Genomic DNA, 21262 nt, shown 5'->3' with positions numbered 1-21262 from the left:
TACTACTTTTCCTTATCATCGTCTTTCATTTTGTTAAACTAAAATTAATGTACTACATTCGAGAGAAAGATGCAAGATGTCGGAAAATATATCAGCGATTTTTGCAATATATCGATCGTAACTCCAAATATATCGGCGATTTTTGTAATATATCGACTTACCGACATTTTTCGACAACCAATCCACTAAAAAAATTGCCGGAATAGATCCGGCAATTTCTTATTACTTACGTAACTCCGCACCAAATTTCTCTTCTACCGTTGTTAATACACGGTTATGTGCTTCTGTTACTTCTTCGTCTGTTAACGTACGTTCTGCATCGAAGTAAGTCATAGAGAATGCAAGTGATTTCTTGCCTTCTTCCATTTTTTCACCTTCGTATAAGTCAAATAGTGTTACGTCTTTCAGAAGTTCTCCACCAGCTTCAGCAATAACTTGCTTCATTTCGCCAGCTTTTGTTTCTTTCGTTACGACAACAGCCATGTCACGTGTCATAGATGGGAAACGTGGAATTGCTGAGTAGTAAGTTTCTTCAGTGTCTGCACCGAATACTTTTACAAGAGATAGTTCGAATACGAATGTATTTTTCACATCTAATTGTTTTTCTGCTTCTGGGTGCAATTGACCGATGAAACCAATTACTTCGCCTTCTAATACGATGTCAGCTGTACGACCTGGGTGCATACCTTCACGTTTTGCTGGTGCATATGTGATTTGGTTTGAAACGCCAAGTACGTCAAATAGACCTTCTAGTACACCTTTCACAACGAAGAAGTCTACTACTTTTTTCTCACCTTGCCATGCATGGTGAAGAGCAAGACCTGTCATAACACCCGCAAGATGTTGTTCTTCTTTCGGAAGTTCTCCTTCTTCTGTCGGTAAGAAGATAGAACCTACTTCGTATAAAGCAACGCTATCGTTTTTACGAGCGACATTGTATGAAACTGCTTCTAACAATTGTGGCACTAAGCTTAAACGAAGTTGGCTGCGTTCTTCACTCATTGGAAGTGCAAGAGCTACAGGCGCTTTTTCGTTTGGCTCCACCATATATTGTTTCGCTTTGTCAGCGCTTGTTAATGAATACGTGATTGCTTCATATAAACCAGCACCTTCTAAGAAGCGACGTACTTTACGACGTTTCGTTTGCGCTGCTGTTAATTTACCACGTGTCATCGTTCCAGAAGGTAATGTAACTGGAATGTGGTCATAACCGTATAGACGGCCCACTTCTTCTACTAAGTCTTCTGAAATTGTAATATCAGGACGACGTGCTGGTACATTCACGTGGAATGTTCCTTCTACTTCTGTGAATGGGAATTTCAAGTTTGTGAATATTGTACCCATTTCACTCGCAGAAATATTTGTGCCTAATACTCGGTTTACTTTTTCAGCAGTAACAGATACTGTACGCTCCTGTACTTGTAAGTTATCAACTTCTACTACACCTTCAAGCGCTTCTCCGCCAGCATATTTCGACATTAAAGCGGCTGCGTGTTGAATTGCTTCAAATGTACGTGTTGGATCGATTCCTTTTTCGAAACGTGCACTTGATTCACTGCGAAGACCTAAGTCTTTTGATGTACGACGTACTGTTTGACCTGCAAAATATGCAGACTCAATTAGAACGTTTACTGTCTCATTTGTAACTTCTGAATCCGCTCCGCCCATTACACCAGCAACAGCTAACGCTTTTGTGCCGTTTGTAATAACAAGGTGGTGGCTTTGTAACGTACGTTCTTGATCATCTAACGTTTCAATTTTTTCGCCTTCTTTTGCAAGACGAACAACGATTTCTTTTGAACCTAATTTATCGTAATCGAATGCATGTAACGGTTGACCGTATTCCATTAGAATGTAGTTTGTAATATCAACTACGTTGCTAATCGGACGAATGCCAGCTGCCATAAGGCGAGTTTGCATCCACATTGGTGATGGACCAATTTTTACGTTCTTCACCATTTTTGCAATGTATAATGGATTTTCTTCTTTCGCTTCTACACTTACAGAAATGTAATCGGCAGTTTTTTCTGCTGTTTCTTGTAAGTCGATAGCTGGAAGTTTTACTTCACGGCCGTAAATAGCAGCTACTTCATATGCAACACCTAACATGTTTAAGCAATCTGCACGGTTTGGTGTTAAACCAAGCTCAAGTACTTCATCATGTAAGTTTAAAATTTCAAGTGCATCTGCACCAACTTCAGCGTCACTTGGGAAGATGAAGATACCATCTGCGTATTCTTTTGAAACTAACTTTCCATCAATGCCAAGCTCTTGAAGAGCACAAACCATACCGTGAGAAGCTTCACCACGTAGTTTTGCTTTTTTAATTTTGAAATTACCAGGAAGTACAGCGCCAACTTTTGCAACTGGTACTTTTAAACCTTTTGCAATGTTAGCAGCACCACAAATAATTTGAACTGGTTCTTCTTCACCAATATCGATTAAGCATTTGCTTAACTTATCAGCTTCTGGGTGTTTTTCACATTCTAATACGTGACCAACTACAACACCTTTTACACCTTTATTTAATACTTCAACACCTTCTACTTCAATACCACTTTTCGTGATTTTGTCTGCTAGTTCTTGTACCGTTACATCTTTAATATCTACATACTCTTGTAACCAACGATATGATACGAACATACTTATCCTCTCCTTCCCTTACGCTCGTTTGAATTGTTGTAAGAAACGTACATCATTTGTATAGAAATGACGAATGTCATCTACGCCGTATTTCAACATTGCGATACGCTCTGCGCCCATACCGAATGCGAAACCTTGATATTCTTTTGAATCATAACCAGCCATTTCAAGTACGTTCGGGTGAACCATACCTGCGCCTAAAATTTCAATCCAACCAGTTCCTTTACAAGTGCCGCAACCTTTGCCATGACACATCATACAAGAAATGTCCATCTCTACAGATGGCTCTGTGAATGGGAAGAAACTTGGACGAAGACGGATTTCACGATCTTCACCGAACATCTTTTTCACGAATACTTGCAGTGTACCTTTTAAGTCACTCATGCGAATGTTTTTATCAATTACAAGACCTTCAATTTGCATGAACTGGTGTGAATGCGTCGCATCATCGTCATCACGGCGATACACTTTACCAGGACAAATAATTTTAATTGGGCCTTTTTCTTTATTATTTTCCATCGTACGTGCTTGCACAGAAGATGTATGTGTACGTAGTAACGTTTCTTCTGTAATGTAGAATGTATCTTGCATATCACGCGCTGGGTGATCTTTCGGTAAGTTTAATGCTTCGAAGTTGTAGTAGTCTTTTTCTACTTCTGTTCCTTCCGCTACTTCATAACCCATACCGATGAATACATCTTCAATTTGTTCAACAACAGCTGTTAACGGATGGTGACAACCTGTTTCAACAGGACGACCTGGCAATGTAACATCAATTGTTTCAGTTGCTAATTTCGCTTCAATTACTGCTTTTTCTAAGTTGCTGATTTTGTCGTCTAGACGCGTTTGAATCGCTTCACGTACTTCATTTACTAATGCTCCCATACGTGGACGCTCTTCTGCTGATAATTTTCCCATGCCGCGTAATACTTCTGTAATTGGACCTTTTTTTCCTAAATACGCTACGCGTACGTCGTTTAAGCCTTTTAGCTCTTTCGCTTCTTCAATAAGCTCTAACGCTTTTTGCTTTAGCTCTTTTAAACGTGCTTCCATTTGGAACCCTCCTAATTTTAAAAATAAAAAAACCTCGCTCCCAAAAAGGGACGAGGTAAATTCGCGGTACCACCCTAAATTGACAGAACATGTCTGCCCACTCATTAGTTATAACGATCAATTCTGACCGGAACGCCTTTACATATACATGGTCCTGGCGTCAACTCCAGAGGTGAATTCACTTCCGTCTACCATAAGAATGCTTTCAGTCTACGGCATTCTCTCCCTATATGGCGATTTTGTAAGCTACTCTTCTCTATCAACGTTTTTCGTTATTTAACTTTTAATATAATGTACTTCAACTTATTATAAGAAGTTTTTTATTTGTTCGCAACCGGGCTTTGCAAATAATACGTTAAAATCCCTGCTGCAACTGCAACATTTAATGATTCTGCCCCGCCGTAAATCGGAATATACAAGTTTCGATCCGTTTTTGCAAGAATTTCTTGGCGTACGCCGTTTCCTTCATTTCCTACAATTAATGCAAAGCTACCAGCTGGTGTTACTTCCCCGTACGGAACTCCATTTTCAAGAGCTGTTCCATATACAGGAACGTTATTTTTTTTTAGCTTGCCTACCCATTCTTCTAAGTTTCCTTTTACAATTGGTAAGTGAAAAATAGAACCTTGTGTAGAGCGGAGTACTTTACTATTATAAACATCAACACAACCTTCTCCAAGCACAACGGCATGAATACCAGCTGCATCAGCTGTACGAATAATTGTCCCTAAGTTACCTGGGTCTTGCAGGCCATCTAATAAAAGAAACTTCCCATCAGCAAGAGCTACTTCCTTCTCATGCTTTTCACAAACAGCAAATACACCTTGTGTCGTTTCTGTTTCACGAAGTACTTTTACGATTGCTTCCTGTACGATATACATTTCCACATCATTAACTGTCCAATCTTTCGGAAGGTCTGTCTGATCTGAAACGATAAGTTCTGTTACAACTCCTGCTTTTAAAGCTTCCTCCACTAAGTGGAATCCTTCTACAAAAAATAAACCTTTTTTATCGCGCTCTTTCTTCGTCTGCAGCTTTTTCCACTGCTTCACACGCGGATTTTGTAATGAATCAATGTTTTTCATAATATGTATTTCCCTCTCTTCTTGTCTTATCATTATAGCCTATTTTTCATACATATTTACATAAAAAAGAACAAAAACTAACGTCAGTTTCAATTCTGAAGAAGAGGTGAAAACAATGAGTTTTAATTTACGCGGTGCTGTATTAGCAAATGTATCTGGTAATACACAAGATCAATTACAAGAAACAATTGTCGATGCAATTCAAAGCGGTGAAGAGAAAATGCTTCCAGGTCTTGGTGTCTTATTTGAAGTCATTTGGAAAAACGCTGATGAAAATGAAAAGCATGAAATGTTAGAAACACTAGAGCAAGGATTAAAAAAATAAGCAATTTAAAAATCACCTTTGCATAAGCTAAGGTGATTTTTTTCTTCTCCTAAACATTTCTACTTTACTAACGCTACTCGATGGAGTACAATGTTCAAAATACATTTAAACCGATCGATTTTTCTTCATATACACCATTAGATAAAAGGAGTGAATGTTTTATGCACCGTATTACGCTTGAACAAATTTTTAAACACCATATTACACAAAAATACGTAAATCGTTCTGGGATGGTCCACGCGATCGCTGTCGCTTACCATGCGTTTCACTTAGCTAAAAAGCATCACGCCTCAGTCGATGCTGCGACAAAAGCTGGTTTCCTTCATGATATCGGACATCATACGTGGTACACAGGCGGTGAATGGGACTATGATTTATATAAAAAGAATGATATACACGCAATTAAAGGAGCAGAAAGAGCTCATAAATTGCTTATTAGATTAGGAGAGCATCCTAAACTAGCAAAAGAAATTTCTATCGCCATTCTTCTTCATACAGATTCTTTCTTAGTACAGCAAGAAATCGAAAGAACATCTCTGCAAAACATTATTAAATGGGCAGACGAAGCAGATGAAGAACCGGGCGGTGCGCATCATTATCGAACAATTTCTTATGAAAAAGCACTAAAAGCAATTCAACAGTTAGACCGATTGGTAGAACGTGAATTACAAATAGAGCAATCAAAATCTAACAACAAAGCAGAACATAGTTACCAATAAGAAAGAGGCATCACTATAGGGTGATACCTCTTTTATTATTTTATGGAAAATACACCTTTATATGTAATATTTAAATATTACATTCAAAAAGAAATTACTTTATAATTAAATATACAAATATAAAGAGGTGGTTTAAACATATGCAACCTACTACACAACTTCCGCACGAACAAAAACAATCCATGTCATGGGGACAATTTATCCCCTCTACTCTATTTGCATTTTGGGGCACTGGTTTTATAACTACATTCCTTATACTCCCACTAATAATGTATAAAAGTATATTTGCAGATAAAACACAAATCGCCTTATACGAATCTATTATAGATACGACAGGTACTGCACTACAACTAATTATTCTATTGTTTTTCATATTTAAATACGAGCCTGCCAAAACATTATTATTACCATCATTTGACTTTAGTGTATTAAAAAAATATCGTACATACGCATACTTGTTCATTATCTTTTCATTAAGTATCCTTTTCAATTTATTCGTATTACAACACGTATTTCCAGATGCATCAGAAGAACAATCGTCTGCATTAAACTTACATATTTTAAGCCAATATCAAACATTGTTACTTATCGGGTCCGCAATACTTACACCCATTTTTGAAGAACTCATTTTCAGAGGTTTTATGCTTCGCTTCTTCTCAGAACGGTTCCCATTCTGGATTGCTGCAATTTTGACAAGTTTATTTTTCGGAGTCGCCCATACATACTCACTGGGGATAATGGTGAGTGCATTCTTCGCAGGGCTAATGATGGCTTTTTTATACAGGAAAACAAATTCCATCATTCCAACCATACTATTTCATATTATAAATAATATAGTAGCACTTTTAAGTTAAAGAGAGATATCATCACGATTTCTCTCTTTACTCTTTTATAACAACTTCAAATTCCTCTTTCTTTAACATTTTTCAATAATTTGGATCGTTATTTCTCATTTATTTATTAATACTATCCAAAATAAAAAGCAGGGAAATTAATTCCCTGCTTTTCTATTTGGTTTATTGCCTGATGGTAAGAAGAACGATAACACCCAAGCAATCCCTGCGAGTATCGTTGCAATTAAGAAGGCATCGTTAATACCGTTAATTGCAGATAGCTTTGAAATTTGTCCATATAATAGCTGCGTGCTCATCGCATCTCCTGCTTGCGCTGAGCCGGCTAAGGCCGCTAAGCTTTGCCCCATGCCGTGTACTTTATCAACTAAAATTGGGTTTGACGTTGTTAACATATTGCCATAATCTGCTACGTGAGCAGTCGTTTGTTGCGTCATAAGTGTAATTAATATCGCCGTTCCAATTGAACCAGCTACTTGTCTTGACGTATTTTGCGTTGCTGTACCATGAGAAATTAATTTCATCGGCAGTGCGTTCATACCAGCTGTCATAATTGGCATCATAATGAATGACATACCAATCGAACGTATAATATAATCCGTCATAATAACGCTATACGGTGTATCCATCGATAATTTTGTAAATTCATATGTCGCATACGTCGTAATTGCCAATCCAATTATCGCTAATGGACGAATGCCATATTTATCGAATAATTTACCCGCTACTGGCCCCATGATTCCCATAATTAATGATCCTGGAAGAAGTAGTAAACCAGATTCAATTGGCGTAAAGCCACGAATGTTTTGCAGATATACCGGAAGTAATAACATACCTCCGAATAATGCCATCGTAACGATTGCATTAATTACCAAAGTGAAAGTAAATACTGGATATTTAAATACTTGTAAATCAAGCATTTTATTGTCCGTTGTTAACTCTCTCCAAATAAATAACGCTAAACCAATTACACCGATAATAAGTGAAATAACAACTTCTGCACTAGTCCAACTATTATTTCCAGCTTCACTAAATCCGTACAATAAGCTTCCTAGTCCAATACTTGAACTAACCACACCGAATATATCTAATTTCGTTTTAGACACTGGCTGAGCTAGTGTAAAGAATTTTAAAGATAGGAACGTAATAATTAAACCGATAATAAACATCGCATAGAACATTAAGTTCCAGCTGTAATTTTCAATTACCCAACCTGTTACAGTTGGTCCGATAGCTGGTGCTAAAATCATTGCTACGCCTAGTAATCCCATCGCTGCTCCGCGCTTATGAGGCGGGAATAGTGTCATGAAGATATTCATACCAACCGGCATTAAAATACCCGCGCCAACCGCTTGAATAACACGGCCCGTCATCATCATTGTAAAGTTTCCTGAAGTAGCACAAATGATAGATCCTACCGTGAAGAATAACATTGCTGCTACGAATAATTTACGATACGTAAATCGTGAAACTAAAAAGGCACTAATCGGTACTAAAATACCATTTACAAGCATGAAGCCTGTAATTAACCATTGTGCTGTTGAAGTGGATACGTTAAATTCATTCATTAACGGAGGCAATGCAACGTTAATGATTGTTTGGTTTAAAATAGAAACGAACATGCCGAGAATTAATACAGCTACCACTGCTTTTACGTTCACATTCTCTACAGGCATAGACATTTGTTTTTTCGGCACTTCTTTTTCTTGTTTTACTTCTTCTTGCTTTCCTGTTTCCAACTCAACTACATTAGAAATTTCCGGTTCTTGCTTTCGTTCAATGTCTTTCTCTTCTGTTTCAACTTTACTTACTTCTATTTTACTTACGGCTGGGACTTGTTCTTCTCCCATTTTCGTTTTTTTCTTTCGTAAAAGACGATTTACAAGGAAGAAGACGATTATACAAAATAGTGCATATCCTGCAATTACGATTGAGGACATCTCATCTCCCCCTTACTTATGAATACGAACTGTCACATTCATGCCAGGAACAATATTTACTGATTTACTATGATCTAAAGAAATTTTAACTGGTACTACTTGTGTTACTTTCGTATAGTTCGCTGTTGCGTTGCTTGATGGTAACATAGAGAATGTGTTCGCTGTTGTTAAGCCAACTTGTTCTACTTTTCCTGTTAACGTTGTATCTGGGTATGCATCTACATACACATCTACATCTTGACCTTTTTGAACATCATCAACATCTGTTTCTTCAATATTTGCTGTTACCCATAAATTGTTCATATCAAATGCATAAGCGATTGGGCTACCTGCTCCAACGAAAGCATTTGTTGGAGCGTTTGATTGTACAACTGTTGCATTTTGTGGAATTGTTACATCTACTGTTTGTTCTCCATTCGCTGCTGCTACAGTGACAGCACCTAATTTATCATTCTCGTTGTAGTTCTTACCTACTTCAGCTTTCCAGTCAGTTAATTTACCTGCTACTGGTGATGCAATCGGAATTACCTTTCCATCAATTTTTGCATTGTCTGTTTTTAAGTAATTTTCCGCTTGATTGTAATAGTAATAACCGCCAATACCGCCGCCAACTAGTACAATTAATGTGATAATGTTGATAATCACCATTCTTCGAAACTGATTCATTGCATTCCTCTCCTTATATCGCATATAATTTTTTTCTAAACTATTTACGTCCTTATTGTTTAGACTGTTTAATTGTTAATTATATTAACTTTTAAACAAAAAAATCACACCATCTGCGGTGTAAATCGAAATTTATCTACCTGCGAGCGGTGCTGATTTCTGAAGGACTATCGTTTATAATTATAAATAATTATTTTAAATCTACAACCGACAATTTACGTATGAAATGTCGCTTAAACAACAATATAATACCAATATGTTGTTTAAGTATAGAAAATTAAACGAGGGGAAGTAAAAATGTCTATTAAAAATACAAATGATCCACGTGTAAAACGGACGAGACAACTCATACAGGATGCTTTTGTCGCTTTAGTAGGCGAAAAAGGGTTTGAAAATGTAACTGTTCAACATATTGCAGAACGTGCTCCTGTAAATCGTGCTACGTTTTATAGCCATTACCACGATAAATATGACTTATTGGACAAAAGCATTGAAGAAATGTTAGAGAAGCTAACAGAAGTTATTAAACCGAAAAATAGAAATAAAGAAGATTTTCAACTTGCATTTGATTCACCACACCCAAATTTCTTAGCATTGTTTGAACATATTGCAGAAAATGCGAATTTCTATAACGTCATGCTTGGTGATAAAGCTGCCGGAAACTATACGTATAAAATGATGAAAGCCATTCAAACACATTTAACATTAAGCCTCTCTATTTCACAACCTAACGATGAAAAACTAATGGTTCCGCGTGATATTCTCATTAGTTATGTTACCGGTGCCCACCTCGGCATGATTATGTCATGGCTAAAGAGAGGAATGATATATACCCCGCATTTTATGGCCATGCAATTAACTCGTTTAATCATTTTAGGGGCTCATACTGCAGCGGGATTAGAACGACCTTTTTAAAACACAAAAAAGCGAAGGAGAGGCTCCTTCGCTTTTCTATTAATTAAATGTAATGTTATGTACAGCCTCTTTATCAAGACGTTTAATAACTTCTACAATTAACTTCACTGCATTTTCATAGTCGTCACGGTGTAACATTGCCGCGTGAGAATGAATGTAACGAGTTGCAATCGTAATTGCCATAGACGGAATACCATTTACAGCAATATGAATTGCACCTGCATCCGTTCCTCCGCCCGCTACTGAATCATATTGGTATGGAATTTGTAATTCATCAGCAACATCAACTACAAAGTCACGTAAACCTGTATGACCAATAACAGAAGCATCATATAAAATGATCTGTGGTCCATCACCCATTTTACTTTGCGCTTCTTTTGACGTTACCCCCGGTGTGTCACCAGCGATACCAACATCTACTGCGAATGCGATATCTGGTTTAATATAGTTTGCAGATGTTTTCGCACCACGAAGACCGACTTCTTCTTGTACAGTCCCTACGCCATATACAACGTTTGGATGCTTTTCATCTTTTAATTGTTTTAATACGTCAATTGCAATTGCACAACCAATTCGGTTATCCCATGCTTTTGCAAGTAACATTTTTTCATTCTTCATCACTTGGAATTCAAAATAAGGTACAACTTGATCTCCTGGTCGTACGCCCCACTCCATTGCTTCTTCTTGGCTAGAAGCACCAATATCAATGAACATGTCTTTAATTTCAACTGGCTTTTTACGCGCTTCTGGAGGTAAGATATGAGGTGGTTTTGAACCGATAACACCTGTTACATCTCCTTTACGCGTTACAATTGTTACGCGTTGTGCAAGCATAACTTGTGACCACCAGCCACCAACTGTTTGGAAACGAAGGAAACCTTTGTCATCAATTTGCGTAATCATAAAGCCAACTTCATCTAAATGACCTGCAACCATAATTTTCGGGCCGTTCTCTTCCCCTACTTTTTTCGCAACTAAACTTCCTAAATTATCAGTAGAAAGTTCGTCCGCAAACGGCTCAATATATTTCTTCATTACTTCACGTGGTTCACGTTCGTTACCCGCAATACCACGTGCATCTGTTAATTCTTTTAGCATTGTCAATGTCTCGTCTAATTTTGTCATTGCCAACACCCTCCTTTTTCTTCAGTCACTTCATTATACAAAAGGAAATTGAAATATTCAAAAATTAACTTAGTATCCTTGTGTTTGACGCTGATGATTTACTTCGTTTTTATCTAAATATGCCTTTTCAATCTCTTCTTGTTCAAACTCAAGTGCTTGTCCAAGTCGAAGGTAGCTTGTAAATAATTCAATATAGTTCGTAATAGATGGTTGATCCGTAAAACGAATCACCTTCGCATATGTGTCTAAGAAAATTTCTACTTGTGTTTTATTCGTCTGTGCACACTTATAGAATAAGAAGTTTTTATCAATACCTAAATCAATTCCGATTGATAAAATAAAATGCAAACCATCTACGTATTCTTCTAATATTACTTCACGTTCTGATGCTGGTTTGTTGCTCCAATATTTAAAACAACGTGTTTCATTTGCAAGTTCTCCAATTTCTACAAGAAGAGCTAACATTTTCTCTTTTAACAATTTTTTCGGTTGTAAGTCATGTTCTTTCGCAATACGGTCATCTAATTCTTTTTGTAATTTAAATAGTTGTAGTAAGTCCACTCTATTGTCCTCCTCCAACATCGCATTTTACGCAACAATGTTGTTTCATCTCAAAGTTCATTATTATTTTTCGTTTCTTATTAATAAGTCAGCCATTTACCTCTTTACAAAATAGCTTGTCCTTAATTTACAAATACGTTTCAATCATCACGATTAGATTGTTCACTCCGATTGGTGATAGTTAATAATTATCCAGGAATTGCCCACTAATAAAAATATTATTTTATCTGATGAAAGTTCCATATCATCTTTCCATTATAGCAGTGTCGTTTCAGGTAGGAAAGATACTCTTCTTTCCAGAGGATGATAATTAAAAGAAGCCAGGAGGATTCTCCTGACTTCATATGCATATTCTTCTATATTGCTATAACTTTTATATTGATTTTGTCATATCGATAACGACACACTTCTCTTTGCATACAAATAAAAAAACCTTAGAAGAAAAATCTTCTAAGGTTTCAACTAATTAATTAGTTAATGTTGTTTTTTGCAACTGTTGCTAATTCAGCGAAAGCTTTTTCGTCATGAACAGCTAAGTCAGCAAGCATCTTGCGGTTAACTTCGATGCCAGCATTTTTAAGACCGTGCATTAAGCGGCTGTAAGAAAGACCATTCATACGAGCTGCTGCATTGATACGTGTAATCCATAATTTACGGAAGTCACGTTTCTTTTGACGGCGGTCACGGAATGCATACATTAGAGATTTCATAACCTGTTGGTTAGCAACCTTGAATAATGTATTTTTTGAACCGTAGTAACCTTTTGCTAATTTAATTACTTTTTTACGACGTTGACGAGTAACTGTACCACCTTTTACTCTTGGCATAATATTACCTCCTAATTGTTCTATATATCAGCCGAACTTATTTTAAGTTGTCAAGCATTTGACGAATGCGTTTGAAGTCACCAGCGCTTACTACACCAGCTTTACGTAGTTTACGTTTAGCTTTTGTAGATTTGTTAGCGAATAAATGGCTTGTGTAAGCGTGAGAACGTTTCAGTTTACCTGATCCAGTCTTTTTGAAACGCTTTGCAGCGCCGCGATGAGTTTTTTGTTTAGGCATAGGTATTTCCTCCTCTATCTATTACTTATCGTTTTTCGGTGCTAAAACTAAGAACATACTGCGTCCTTCCATTTTAGGCTTAGATTCGATTGTACTAACTTCAGCACAAGCTTCTGAGAAGCGATCTAAAACACGTTGACCGATTTCTTTATGAGTAATGGCACGTCCTTTAAAGCGAATTGACGCTTTAACCTTGTCGCCTTTCTCTAAAAACTTGATAGCATTACGAAGTTTTGTGTTAAAGTCGTGTTCATCAATTGTTGGACTTAAACGAACTTCTTTCATGCTAATTACTTTTTGATTTTTGCGCTGTTCTTTTTCTTTCTTCTGTTGCTCAAAGCGGAATTTACCGTAGTCCATAATGCGGCATACTGGCGGTTTCGCATTTGGAGCAACTAATACTAAATCAAGATTAAGATTTGCAGCTAAGTCTAAAGCGTCATTACGAGACTTGATTCCAAGTTGATCGCCATTTGCACCAACTAAACGTACTTCACGTGCACGAATTTGCTCGTTAATCATCATATCCTTGCTAATAGTAAGCCACCTCCAAGGTTTTCTCAGAACATAGTTTGTAGTCATAGAACCCGACAAAAAAAGTGCGGGCATACGACACCCACACTTGTAAAATCTTAAGTAAGAAATACATTTACCTGTAAACTGCGAATGCGTCCATCAGGTGAGAAGCGGGTGCTTCTACTTGTTCCACAAAACAATATTCTATTATCCTTGATGAGTTTATCATAGGACATGACGTCTGTCAAGAAGACGCGATGTGTTTTACTAACAACAAGAAATATTGTAACAAACAACTAACATACTTGCAATACTTTTTTACGATAAGTGTTACATGGTTTTTTTTTCTAAATTTCCTTACTCATATTACATAGAAAAGCCGCGGTATACCGCGGCTTTTTCTTATCGTTTTCCTTCTACTTTAATCATATCAACAAAAGCATCTAATGCGATTGTTTCTGATTTTTGTTCACCGTATTTACGTACGTTTACGCCGTTTTCAGTTACTTCATTGTCACCTACTACAAGCATGTACGGAATTTTTTGCATTTGTGCTTCACGGATTTTGTAACCAATTTTCTCTTCACGAGTATCTAATTCAACACGGATACCAGCACGGCGTAATTCATCTTGTACTTTCTTCGCATAGTCTAAATGTACTTGCGGAGAAACTGGAATTACTTGCGCTTGAACTGGAGCTAACCAAGTTGGGAATGCACCTTTGTATTCTTCAATTAAGAAGGCTACGAAACGTTCCATAGTTGATACAACACCACGGTGAATTACAACTGGACGGTGTTGTTTACCGTCTTCACCAACGTAAGCTAATTCAAAGCGTTCTGGAAGTAAGAAGTCTAATTGTACAGTTGAAAGTGTTTCGTCTTTTCCAAGAGCAGTACGAACTTGAACGTCAAGTTTTGGACCGTAGAATGCCGCTTCACCTTCAGCTTCATAGTAATCAAGACCCATTTCATCCATAGCTTCTTTTAACATACCTTGTGCCTTTTCCCACATCTCATCATCAGCATAGTACTTTTTAGTATCTGCTGGGTCGCGATAAGATAGACGGAATGAGTAGTTCTCTAAACCGAAATCTTTGTACACTTCTAGAGTTAAGTTTACAACACGTTTTAATTCTTCTTTAATTTGATCTGGGCGTACGAAAATGTGCGCATCGTTTAAAGTCATTCCGCGTACACGTTGTAATCCAGATAACGCACCTGACATTTCATAGCGGTGCATTGTTCCAAGTTCCGCAATACGGATTGGTAATTCACGGTAGCTGTGAATATCGTTTTTATAAACCATCATGTGGTGAGGACAGTTCATTGGACGAAGAACTAACTCTTCATTATCCATTTCCATTGATGGGAACATACCATCACGGTAGTGGTTCCAGTGACCAGAAGTTTCATAAAGCTCTCTGCTTCCTAGTACTGGAGTGTATACGTGATCATAGCCTAAGCTTGCTTCTTTATCAACGATGTAACGCTCGATAATGCGGCGGATTGTTGCACCCTTTGGTAACCAAAGTGGTAAACCTTGTCCTACTTTTTGGCTATTAGTAAATAGTTTTAATTCTTTACCTAATTTACGGTGATCGCGCTCTTTCGCTTCTTCAAGCATGCGTAAGTGCTCATCTAATTCTGCTTTCTTAACGAATGCAGTACCGTAAATACGTTGTAGCATTTTATTATTGCTATCGCCGCGCCAGTAAGCACCCGCAACGCTTAATAATTTAAATACTTTAATTTTCCCTGTAGATGGAAGGTGAACACCACGGCAAAGGTCGAAGAATTCGCCTTGCTCATAGATTGAAATAACTGCATCTTCTGGAAGATCGTTAATTAAATCTAATTTTAACTCATCGCCGATTTCTTCAAAACGACGAATTGCTTCTGCACGTGGTACTTCATGACGAACGATTTCTAAGTTCTCGTTCACAATTTTTTGCATTTCTTTTTCGATTTTCTTGAAGTCTTCAACTGTAATTGCTTCTTCCATATCAATATCGTAGTAGAAGCCATTTTCAATTACTGGACCAATGCCAAGCTCAACCTTAACATCTTTATATAAACGTTTTAACGCTTGCGCTAAAAGGTGAGCTGTTGAGTGGCGTAAAATATATAAGCCATCTTCAGAATCTAATGTAATGATAGAAACTGCACCATCTTCTTCGATTGGTGTAACAAGATCAATCATCTCATCATTTAATTTTCCAGCCACAGCTTTTTTCTTTAAGCCTGGGCTAATAGAAGCTGCGATTTCTTCAGTTGTTACGCCTTTTGGAAACTCCTTCACAGCTCCATCAGGGAAAGTAATTTTAACTACATCTGCCATCACTGGTCACTCCTCTTTTTCTCAAAATAAAAAACACTCATCCCGTAAAAAGGGACGAGTGTTGAATTCGTGGTTCCACCCTTGTTCCAATTAACCTTATTGTTAATTGCTCAAGTTCAACATAACGGTGTTGTCCGTTAGCAATTACTAGAAAAACCGTTCACTGCTAAAGTTTAGAGGTGGTAAGTAATAATCCCGTACTAGGAAGCTCACACCCTAAGGCTTCCCTCTCTGAAAATCGTAGAAAACTACTCATGTCCTCATCATGACATTTCAATATATTTCATTTATGTAGGTAATTATATGCTCAAAAACTTAGAAAATCAAGGGCGTTACCTTTATTTTTTAAATTTTTCACATTGCGCTCAAACTCATGTAATCCATGTAATTGTACCCGTTCTTGAAATACATTTCGCAAAGTAATAATCATATTATGGTCTTGTTCTTTCGTATATAAATAAATTTTTTTCGGCGAAATAGACAGAAGTGGTGCAATTACTTTCGTATCAATATATACATCCTTTTGTTTTAATAAGTCTTCATCTATATATTGAACCAATTTCTCTTGTTTTAAACGTCTACCTTTATCATCATAGAAAATAAAACTTTCATCAAAAATAAGATGTACACATGACAAACGTGATTTCCGGCTACGAACTTGTTGCCGAAGCGTTTCAATAAACATTTGATATTCTTGTTCCAACTTATACTCATCAATCGCCACTTCAGCAAGCTTAGCTACCATTTCCCTATATGTACGAAGACGAAAACGAACATATGATGAAAACGAGAATGAAAGTGGATCACAAAGCCAGTTATTTAAAGAGGATTTAATATATGATTCAAATGTGTGACGTGTTAATTCACGAGCAATTCCTTTTCTTCTTCCTTTTAAAATCTCTTGTGCCATATGCAATATTTGATGGCACTCTTCCTCTTCTTCATAAAAAAACTTCTCTTTTAATATTGTATATATCCACTCATTTTGTTTCACATTCACAATGAAATATACCATTACTGGCAATAAAATCTTTTCAATATAATTTGATTCACATACTGGTATGTGAATCACCACTTTTTGTCCCTGTAAATACACACTCGTTTCCTTATATAACAGTTCCGCTCTTTTCAGTAGTTGTCTATATACGTGCATAGCATCATTTTTTTCTTCGAAGCAAATTTCAATCACTTTTGTCCCCCCTTTTATCCCTGCTCTAAAGGACTGTATCTATACGTTACAAATCCTATAAGAGTCCGTCCCGCGTGAAAGTTCACTCTTAGTAGAATTACCTTTCCTATCGTTAGAAAATCCACTCGATATGGCTTGCTAATTTTATATATATTAAGGGAGGGAGAAAAAAATGATACAAGCTACTAGGAATTTTCAATAAGAACTTTTCATTTTATAATTCGACTACTTTAAAAAGCGTTTAACTACAAAAAAAGAGCAAGCTTCTCAGCTTACTCTTTACTTATGACGACGGTTTTTCCCGCCAATCGGAATTGGTTTCGCTAAATATTTAATTCGCTCCATAATACGAGCTGCTTTCATTTCTTCCGCTTCACCGCGCTGCGTATATGTTAAATGATGTTCTAGCTGTTTAAAATCAAAGTTAGACGTAAAGAACGTCGGTAAGTTTTCTAACATACGGAATTGCAAAATTGCACCGAGTACATCATCACGTACAAAGCTTGACATCGCTTCTGCTCCAATATCATCTAACATTAAAACTTGTACGCGTTTTACTGCATCAATCTTTTCCCCAATCGAATTATCTTGAATCGAACTTTTAATTTCACGTAGAAATTCAGGGAAGTATACAAGCATCGAACTTATTTTCTTTCGAGCAAGCTCATTCGCAATTGCTCCTAACAAATACGTTTTCCCTACACCAAATTTACCGTACAAATATAAACCTTGTACTTTTTTACCAGGTTCATATGTACTTAAAAACTCATTAGCTGCACCAATTGCATCAATACGCGCATCTAAATCTGAAGGGTCTAAGTTTTCCATCGTTGCTTTTAAAATATCAGTTGGCATATATACACTTTGAACGAGCTTTTCATATTTCTTCCTCTCGTCATATGCTACTTTTCTAACGCAACGATCATATTGAATATCAATCATCTTCCCTTGGATAACGAGCTTTGGCTCATATCCTTGCAGCATGTTTTTACACGAACCTAGATCCGGACAATCCGCGCAACCTACACTTTGTCCAATATATTCGTATAATTTCACAAGACTGCGTTCAATCATAGACGTTGTTACTTCCCCTTTATGTTCGTCTATAAATTCTTTCACACGCGGATGTGCCATTACTTCCGCCTTTAATACTTCATATCTATTTTTAAAATTTTCATTTTCCATTAACTTTGCAAATGAATTTTGAATATGCTCCATTTTCTCACCTCAAAGAGCGTTCATTCTCTTCTATTAATCACGCTTATATTTTTTTAACACTTCTTCTAATCGTTTTCGTTCGTCCTCTAACGTACTTGCACCTTTTTCAGCATTTACATCTTTTTTCACAGTTTCTTTCTCTTGTTCTTTCGGCTCTTCTTTCAGCCAATCTGGTACCATTTCTTTTCGTACTGTTCTCTTCGACGTACGACCTTTCTTCTTCGTCTCAGCCCATTCTTGATATTGACGATTTTCTTCTTTCGCTAATGCCATCGCTTCAGCTACTGTACCGACCTTTTTACGTGCCCAATGTCCAGCAATCTTCTCCACATACGTTTTCGCAAGTTTCATATCTGAGCGTAGCATAACGTAATAAATAAGTACATTCACAACACCTGGTGTTAACTTTTGATTGATCATTACATCTTCAACGATTTGCAAGTCAGCCTTCGTTGCCTCTGCACCGCCAGAGATTTCTTTCAATAGTTGTTTTGGTGAGATTTCCTCTAACTGTTTGATTAACATCTCTTCTTGCGATGAAGGCTCTTTTTCTTTCATCATACGTGCAGCGTGAGGCTGTACTCTTTCACTTAATACAGGTAACGCTTGGCCGTTTTCGAACTGATACCAATCACGTGCTCCTTTTCTAAGCCTTTCGATATCAATTGTCTGCACCTCTGTCACCGCACCAAGAACGATATTTTGCATCGATAACACATCTACATCATACACGTAAGCAAGCGTAATGACACATTCTCGCACTTGATCTGTAATCGCCTTTTTAGGGACAAGAGCGGATAAGCCATCTACAAATAAAGAGAAATCAAAGAAATCATTCCAAACTTTTGGAGCGTCTCCCTTTTCATTACTTGGCATAGCTGTCGTTTTTGGAATACGAAGGTCTTCTTGCGCATGCTCAAGCTGTCCTGGATTAAACGAACCAAACACATCATTAAAAGAACGCGTAACATTTTCATACGATACAAAATCAAATTCTTCTTCTAAGAAATATTGTTTTACTTGATTATATTTTGTCCGACTCAATCGATTGTATAAAAAGATACTTAAAACAATATCATCAAAAAACTGCTTCGGAGATAAAGGTGGTTGCAGCTCATATATAAACATTCGAATATCTTTTTCTTTCTTAATATATACTTTCAAAAGCCCAATTGCCTCTAACTTTACTCGTTCCTCATACACTTCGGGAAGTTGCATTTGCATGGTCACCATAAGGGAATGATGCGTATTCTCTTTTCCAAACACACGATCTTGTTCTAACTCTCCCCATAGCGTCATGTACAAGCTAAAAGCTCTACTACCTATTAACGGCTGATATAACATCGTTAACACTTTTCGGTCGTAATTATGCAGTAACCCTTTCGCACTTACTTTATAACGATCAATCGGCAATAGCTCCATCCATGACTGTTTTTCCATTCTTGCTTTCCTTTCTCTCATCCAATCTTCACTATATAATTTATTAGCGAAAAAGAGCTATTAGCTTTCGCTTCTAGCTCTCTTATCTCATTACTTACGGTATGTAAAGAGAATACGATACAGATGCTACTCTCTTTCTTTTTGCAGTATATCTTTTAATTCTTCAATAAATACATTTAAATCTTTAAATTGGCGATATACAGAAGCAAAACGCACGTAAGCAACATCATCGATATCACGCAGTTCTTCCATAACAATTTCACCAATCATATCACTTTTCACTTCTGATATACCTAAATTACGAAGTTCACGTTCCACACTTTGAGTTACTTCTTCTAATTGTCTTAAAGATACTGGTCTTTTTTCGCACGCTTTAATTAAGCCACGTAAAATCTTTTCTTTATTAAACTCTTCTCGTGTTCCTTCTTTTTTTACAACGATAAGAGGTGACTCTTCCACTCTTTCAAATGTCGTAAAGCGGCTTAAACAGCTTTCACACTCTCTCCTTCTTCGAATAGAGCGCCCCTCGTCTACCGGACGCGAATCTAACACTCTTGTACCATTATGAGAACAGGATGGACAACGCAATATATTCACTCCTTTACACTATACTCTTTATTTTTTCTCTACTTACTTCATCTGACAATATATATACATTATTATATAACTCATTTTAACTCTCTTACCACTTTAAGTTTAAGCGGATTATTTTATCATCTCGTTTTCAAAAATAAGATGGTCGATAGGGCGTTAACTTATTCGTAAGAGCTCCATTTATTCAACTAACGAGTACGTCATATTTTCCCTTTTTTATAAACTAAAAAAGAGGTGCATTATACACCTCTTTACATTTTAAATCAATTATGTTCTTTTTTAAAGAGCTTTTGTTTCTCTCTGCTTAATTTCGAAGCTACCAGTGCCTCGAGGAAGCTCGATGCTCTCACGCGTTTTCGCGTTTAAACCTTCTGCAATATATTCTGCAGCAACATTTGGATCAATACGATCCCCACAAGTATAAACATCAATACTTGCGTAACCGTGCTCCGGAAAGCTATGAATTGTTAAATGTGATTCCGAGATAATTACTACTCCACTTACACCTTGTGGTGCAAATTTATGGAAAGCAACCTCACGCACTTCAGCACCAGCTCTTAGTGCTGCATCCACAAATAATTGTTCAATATACGGCATGTCATTAAGCTTGTCGAAATCGCAATCCCAAAGTTCAGCGATCACGTGACGACCCATCGTATCCATAGTATCCATTCTACAGTTCCCCCTTGTAAATTTATTCTAACTGTTCGAATTGAAAACTAATTTGCAATTTGGCTTGCTCCACTACCACGGGGGAAAGTTAGTCCAGAGAGGTCCTAACCCTTTAAGTAGTGACTACGTACCTCAGCTCTTAAGTTTACGAGTGTTAGTATACTTTGTTTATTTTCATTTTGCAACAACAGTTTTTTCGATTTTCTGTCATATTTTCCTCTTTACTTTTCCCTAAAAAAAATAAATGATTCACGAATGCAGTAATCCCAACACTTCGTGGTATGTCCACTTCTAAAAATATACTTATATAATTTTTTTCCTTTTCAGAAAAAAATAAAAAAAAGA

20 protein-coding genes and 4 other annotated features (1 of these 24 only partly in view) are annotated in these 21262 nt (G+C 36.9%); of the genes, 4 read left to right on the top strand and 16 right to left on the bottom strand.

The annotated features are described in order from the left end of the window. Positions 1–28, bottom strand: a binding site (T-box leader); it reaches 224 nt to the left of the window's first position. Positions 29–222: 194 nt separating this feature from the next. From pheT to QCI73_RS04805, 3 genes are all read right to left on the bottom strand, one after another. Beyond that, positions 223–2643 (bottom strand): phenylalanine--tRNA ligase subunit beta, encoded by a 2421-nt coding sequence (gene pheT, locus QCI73_RS04815; RefSeq protein WP_353822588.1) that lies wholly within the window; start codon positions 2641–2643, stop codon positions 223–225. Positions 2644–2661: 18 nt separating this feature from the next. Further along, a complete protein-coding gene (gene pheS, locus QCI73_RS04810; protein WP_000388219.1) occupies positions 2662–3696 on the bottom strand; it encodes a phenylalanine--tRNA ligase subunit alpha in 1035 nt (344 codons plus the stop codon). 43 nt (positions 3697–3739) lie between these two features. Further along, positions 3740–3968: a binding site (T-box leader), on the bottom strand. 48 nt (positions 3969–4016) lie between these two features. Further along, positions 4017–4814 carry a TrmH family RNA methyltransferase gene (locus QCI73_RS04805; RefSeq protein ID WP_353822587.1) on the bottom strand — a complete coding sequence of 266 codons (798 nt, stop codon included), beginning with the start codon at positions 4812–4814 and terminating at the stop codon, positions 4017–4019. 82 nt (positions 4815–4896) lie between these two features. Here QCI73_RS04805 and sspI point away from each other — a divergent pair, with 82 nt between their 5' ends. The 3 genes from sspI to QCI73_RS04790 all read left to right on the top strand — a co-directional run bounded on the left by sspI (position 4897) and on the right by QCI73_RS04790 (position 6679). Continuing rightward, positions 4897–5106 (top strand): small acid-soluble spore protein SspI, encoded by a 210-nt coding sequence (sspI, locus tag QCI73_RS04800; protein WP_000009513.1) that lies wholly within the window; start codon positions 4897–4899, stop codon positions 5104–5106. A gap of 161 nt (positions 5107–5267) precedes the next feature. Continuing rightward, positions 5268–5825: an HD domain-containing protein gene (locus QCI73_RS04795; protein WP_000554791.1), complete on the top strand. Its 558-nt coding sequence runs from the start codon at positions 5268–5270 to the stop codon at positions 5823–5825. A gap of 140 nt (positions 5826–5965) precedes the next feature. Further along, complete coding sequence (locus tag QCI73_RS04790) at positions 5966–6679, top strand: CPBP family intramembrane glutamic endopeptidase (protein ID WP_353822586.1); 714 nt, start codon at positions 5966–5968, stop codon at positions 6677–6679. A gap of 137 nt (positions 6680–6816) precedes the next feature. Here QCI73_RS04790 and QCI73_RS04785 read toward each other — a convergent pair whose 3' ends face one another. Together QCI73_RS04785 and QCI73_RS04780 are read right to left on the bottom strand one after the other, a co-directional pair. Further along, positions 6817–8616, bottom strand: coding sequence for a DHA2 family efflux MFS transporter permease subunit (locus QCI73_RS04785; protein ID WP_074610072.1), 1800 nt, complete (start codon positions 8614–8616; stop codon positions 6817–6819). 12 nt (positions 8617–8628) lie between these two features. After that, entirely contained in the window at positions 8629–9282 is a 654-nt protein-coding gene (locus tag QCI73_RS04780) for an HlyD family secretion protein (RefSeq protein WP_353822585.1), read from the bottom strand. Positions 9283–9579: 297 nt separating this feature from the next. On the opposite strand from QCI73_RS04780, the gene QCI73_RS04775 reads away from it, so the two are divergent. Beyond that, the gene (locus QCI73_RS04775; RefSeq protein ID WP_000023665.1) at positions 9580–10197 is read left to right on the top strand and encodes a TetR/AcrR family transcriptional regulator; all 618 of its coding nucleotides are present in this window, start codon (positions 9580–9582) and stop codon (positions 10195–10197) included. Between the two features lie 39 nt (positions 10198–10236). Here the strand turns inward: QCI73_RS04775 and QCI73_RS04770 are convergent, their stop codons facing one another. The 11 genes from QCI73_RS04770 to speD form a co-directional block, all read right to left on the bottom strand. Next, a complete protein-coding gene (locus QCI73_RS04770; RefSeq protein ID WP_000163568.1) occupies positions 10237–11322 on the bottom strand; it encodes a M42 family metallopeptidase in 1086 nt (361 codons plus the stop codon). Positions 11323–11391: 69 nt separating this feature from the next. Then, positions 11392–11883 carry a dUTP diphosphatase gene (locus QCI73_RS04765; RefSeq protein WP_000365050.1) on the bottom strand — a complete coding sequence of 164 codons (492 nt, stop codon included), beginning with the start codon at positions 11881–11883 and terminating at the stop codon, positions 11392–11394. 470 nt (positions 11884–12353) lie between these two features. Further along, positions 12354–12710, bottom strand: coding sequence for a 50S ribosomal protein L20 (gene rplT / locus QCI73_RS04760; RefSeq protein ID WP_001138362.1), 357 nt, complete (start codon positions 12708–12710; stop codon positions 12354–12356). A gap of 37 nt (positions 12711–12747) precedes the next feature. Then, positions 12748–12948, bottom strand: coding sequence for a 50S ribosomal protein L35 (gene rpmI, locus QCI73_RS04755; RefSeq protein WP_001125945.1), 201 nt, complete (start codon positions 12946–12948; stop codon positions 12748–12750). Between the two features lie 21 nt (positions 12949–12969). Beyond that, a complete protein-coding gene (gene infC / locus QCI73_RS04750; protein WP_000973214.1) occupies positions 12970–13473 on the bottom strand; it encodes a translation initiation factor IF-3 in 504 nt (167 codons plus the stop codon). A gap of 62 nt (positions 13474–13535) precedes the next feature. Then, positions 13536–13656: a sequence feature (ribosomal protein L20 leader region), on the bottom strand. A 210-nt stretch (positions 13657–13866) separates the two neighbouring features. Continuing rightward, entirely contained in the window at positions 13867–15804 is a 1938-nt protein-coding gene (gene thrS / locus QCI73_RS04745) for a threonine--tRNA ligase (protein ID WP_000786081.1), read from the bottom strand. Between the two features lie 47 nt (positions 15805–15851). Continuing rightward, positions 15852–16080: a binding site (T-box leader), on the bottom strand. A gap of 31 nt (positions 16081–16111) precedes the next feature. After that, positions 16112–16993, bottom strand: coding sequence for a putative sporulation protein YtxC (ytxC, locus tag QCI73_RS04740; RefSeq protein ID WP_000569622.1), 882 nt, complete (start codon positions 16991–16993; stop codon positions 16112–16114). Between the two features lie 279 nt (positions 16994–17272). Continuing rightward, positions 17273–18211 carry a primosomal protein DnaI gene (gene dnaI, locus QCI73_RS04735; RefSeq protein WP_353822584.1) on the bottom strand — a complete coding sequence of 313 codons (939 nt, stop codon included), beginning with the start codon at positions 18209–18211 and terminating at the stop codon, positions 17273–17275. Positions 18212–18244: 33 nt separating this feature from the next. Beyond that, positions 18245–19651 carry a replication initiation and membrane attachment family protein gene (locus tag QCI73_RS04730; protein WP_353822583.1) on the bottom strand — a complete coding sequence of 469 codons (1407 nt, stop codon included), beginning with the start codon at positions 19649–19651 and terminating at the stop codon, positions 18245–18247. Positions 19652–19777: 126 nt separating this feature from the next. Then, entirely contained in the window at positions 19778–20239 is a 462-nt protein-coding gene (nrdR, locus tag QCI73_RS04725; protein WP_001203687.1) for a transcriptional regulator NrdR, read from the bottom strand. Between the two features lie 285 nt (positions 20240–20524). Next, positions 20525–20908 carry an adenosylmethionine decarboxylase gene (gene speD, locus QCI73_RS04720; protein ID WP_002003660.1) on the bottom strand — a complete coding sequence of 128 codons (384 nt, stop codon included), beginning with the start codon at positions 20906–20908 and terminating at the stop codon, positions 20525–20527. Between the last annotated feature and the right edge of the window lie 354 nt (positions 20909–21262).

It is taken from the genome of Bacillus cereus group sp. MG16, assembly GCF_040459875.1.
GTDB lineage: Bacteria > Bacillota > Bacilli > Bacillales > Bacillaceae_G > Bacillus_A > Bacillus_A paranthracis.
This window is presented reverse-complemented; position numbering and strand designations above follow the sequence as displayed.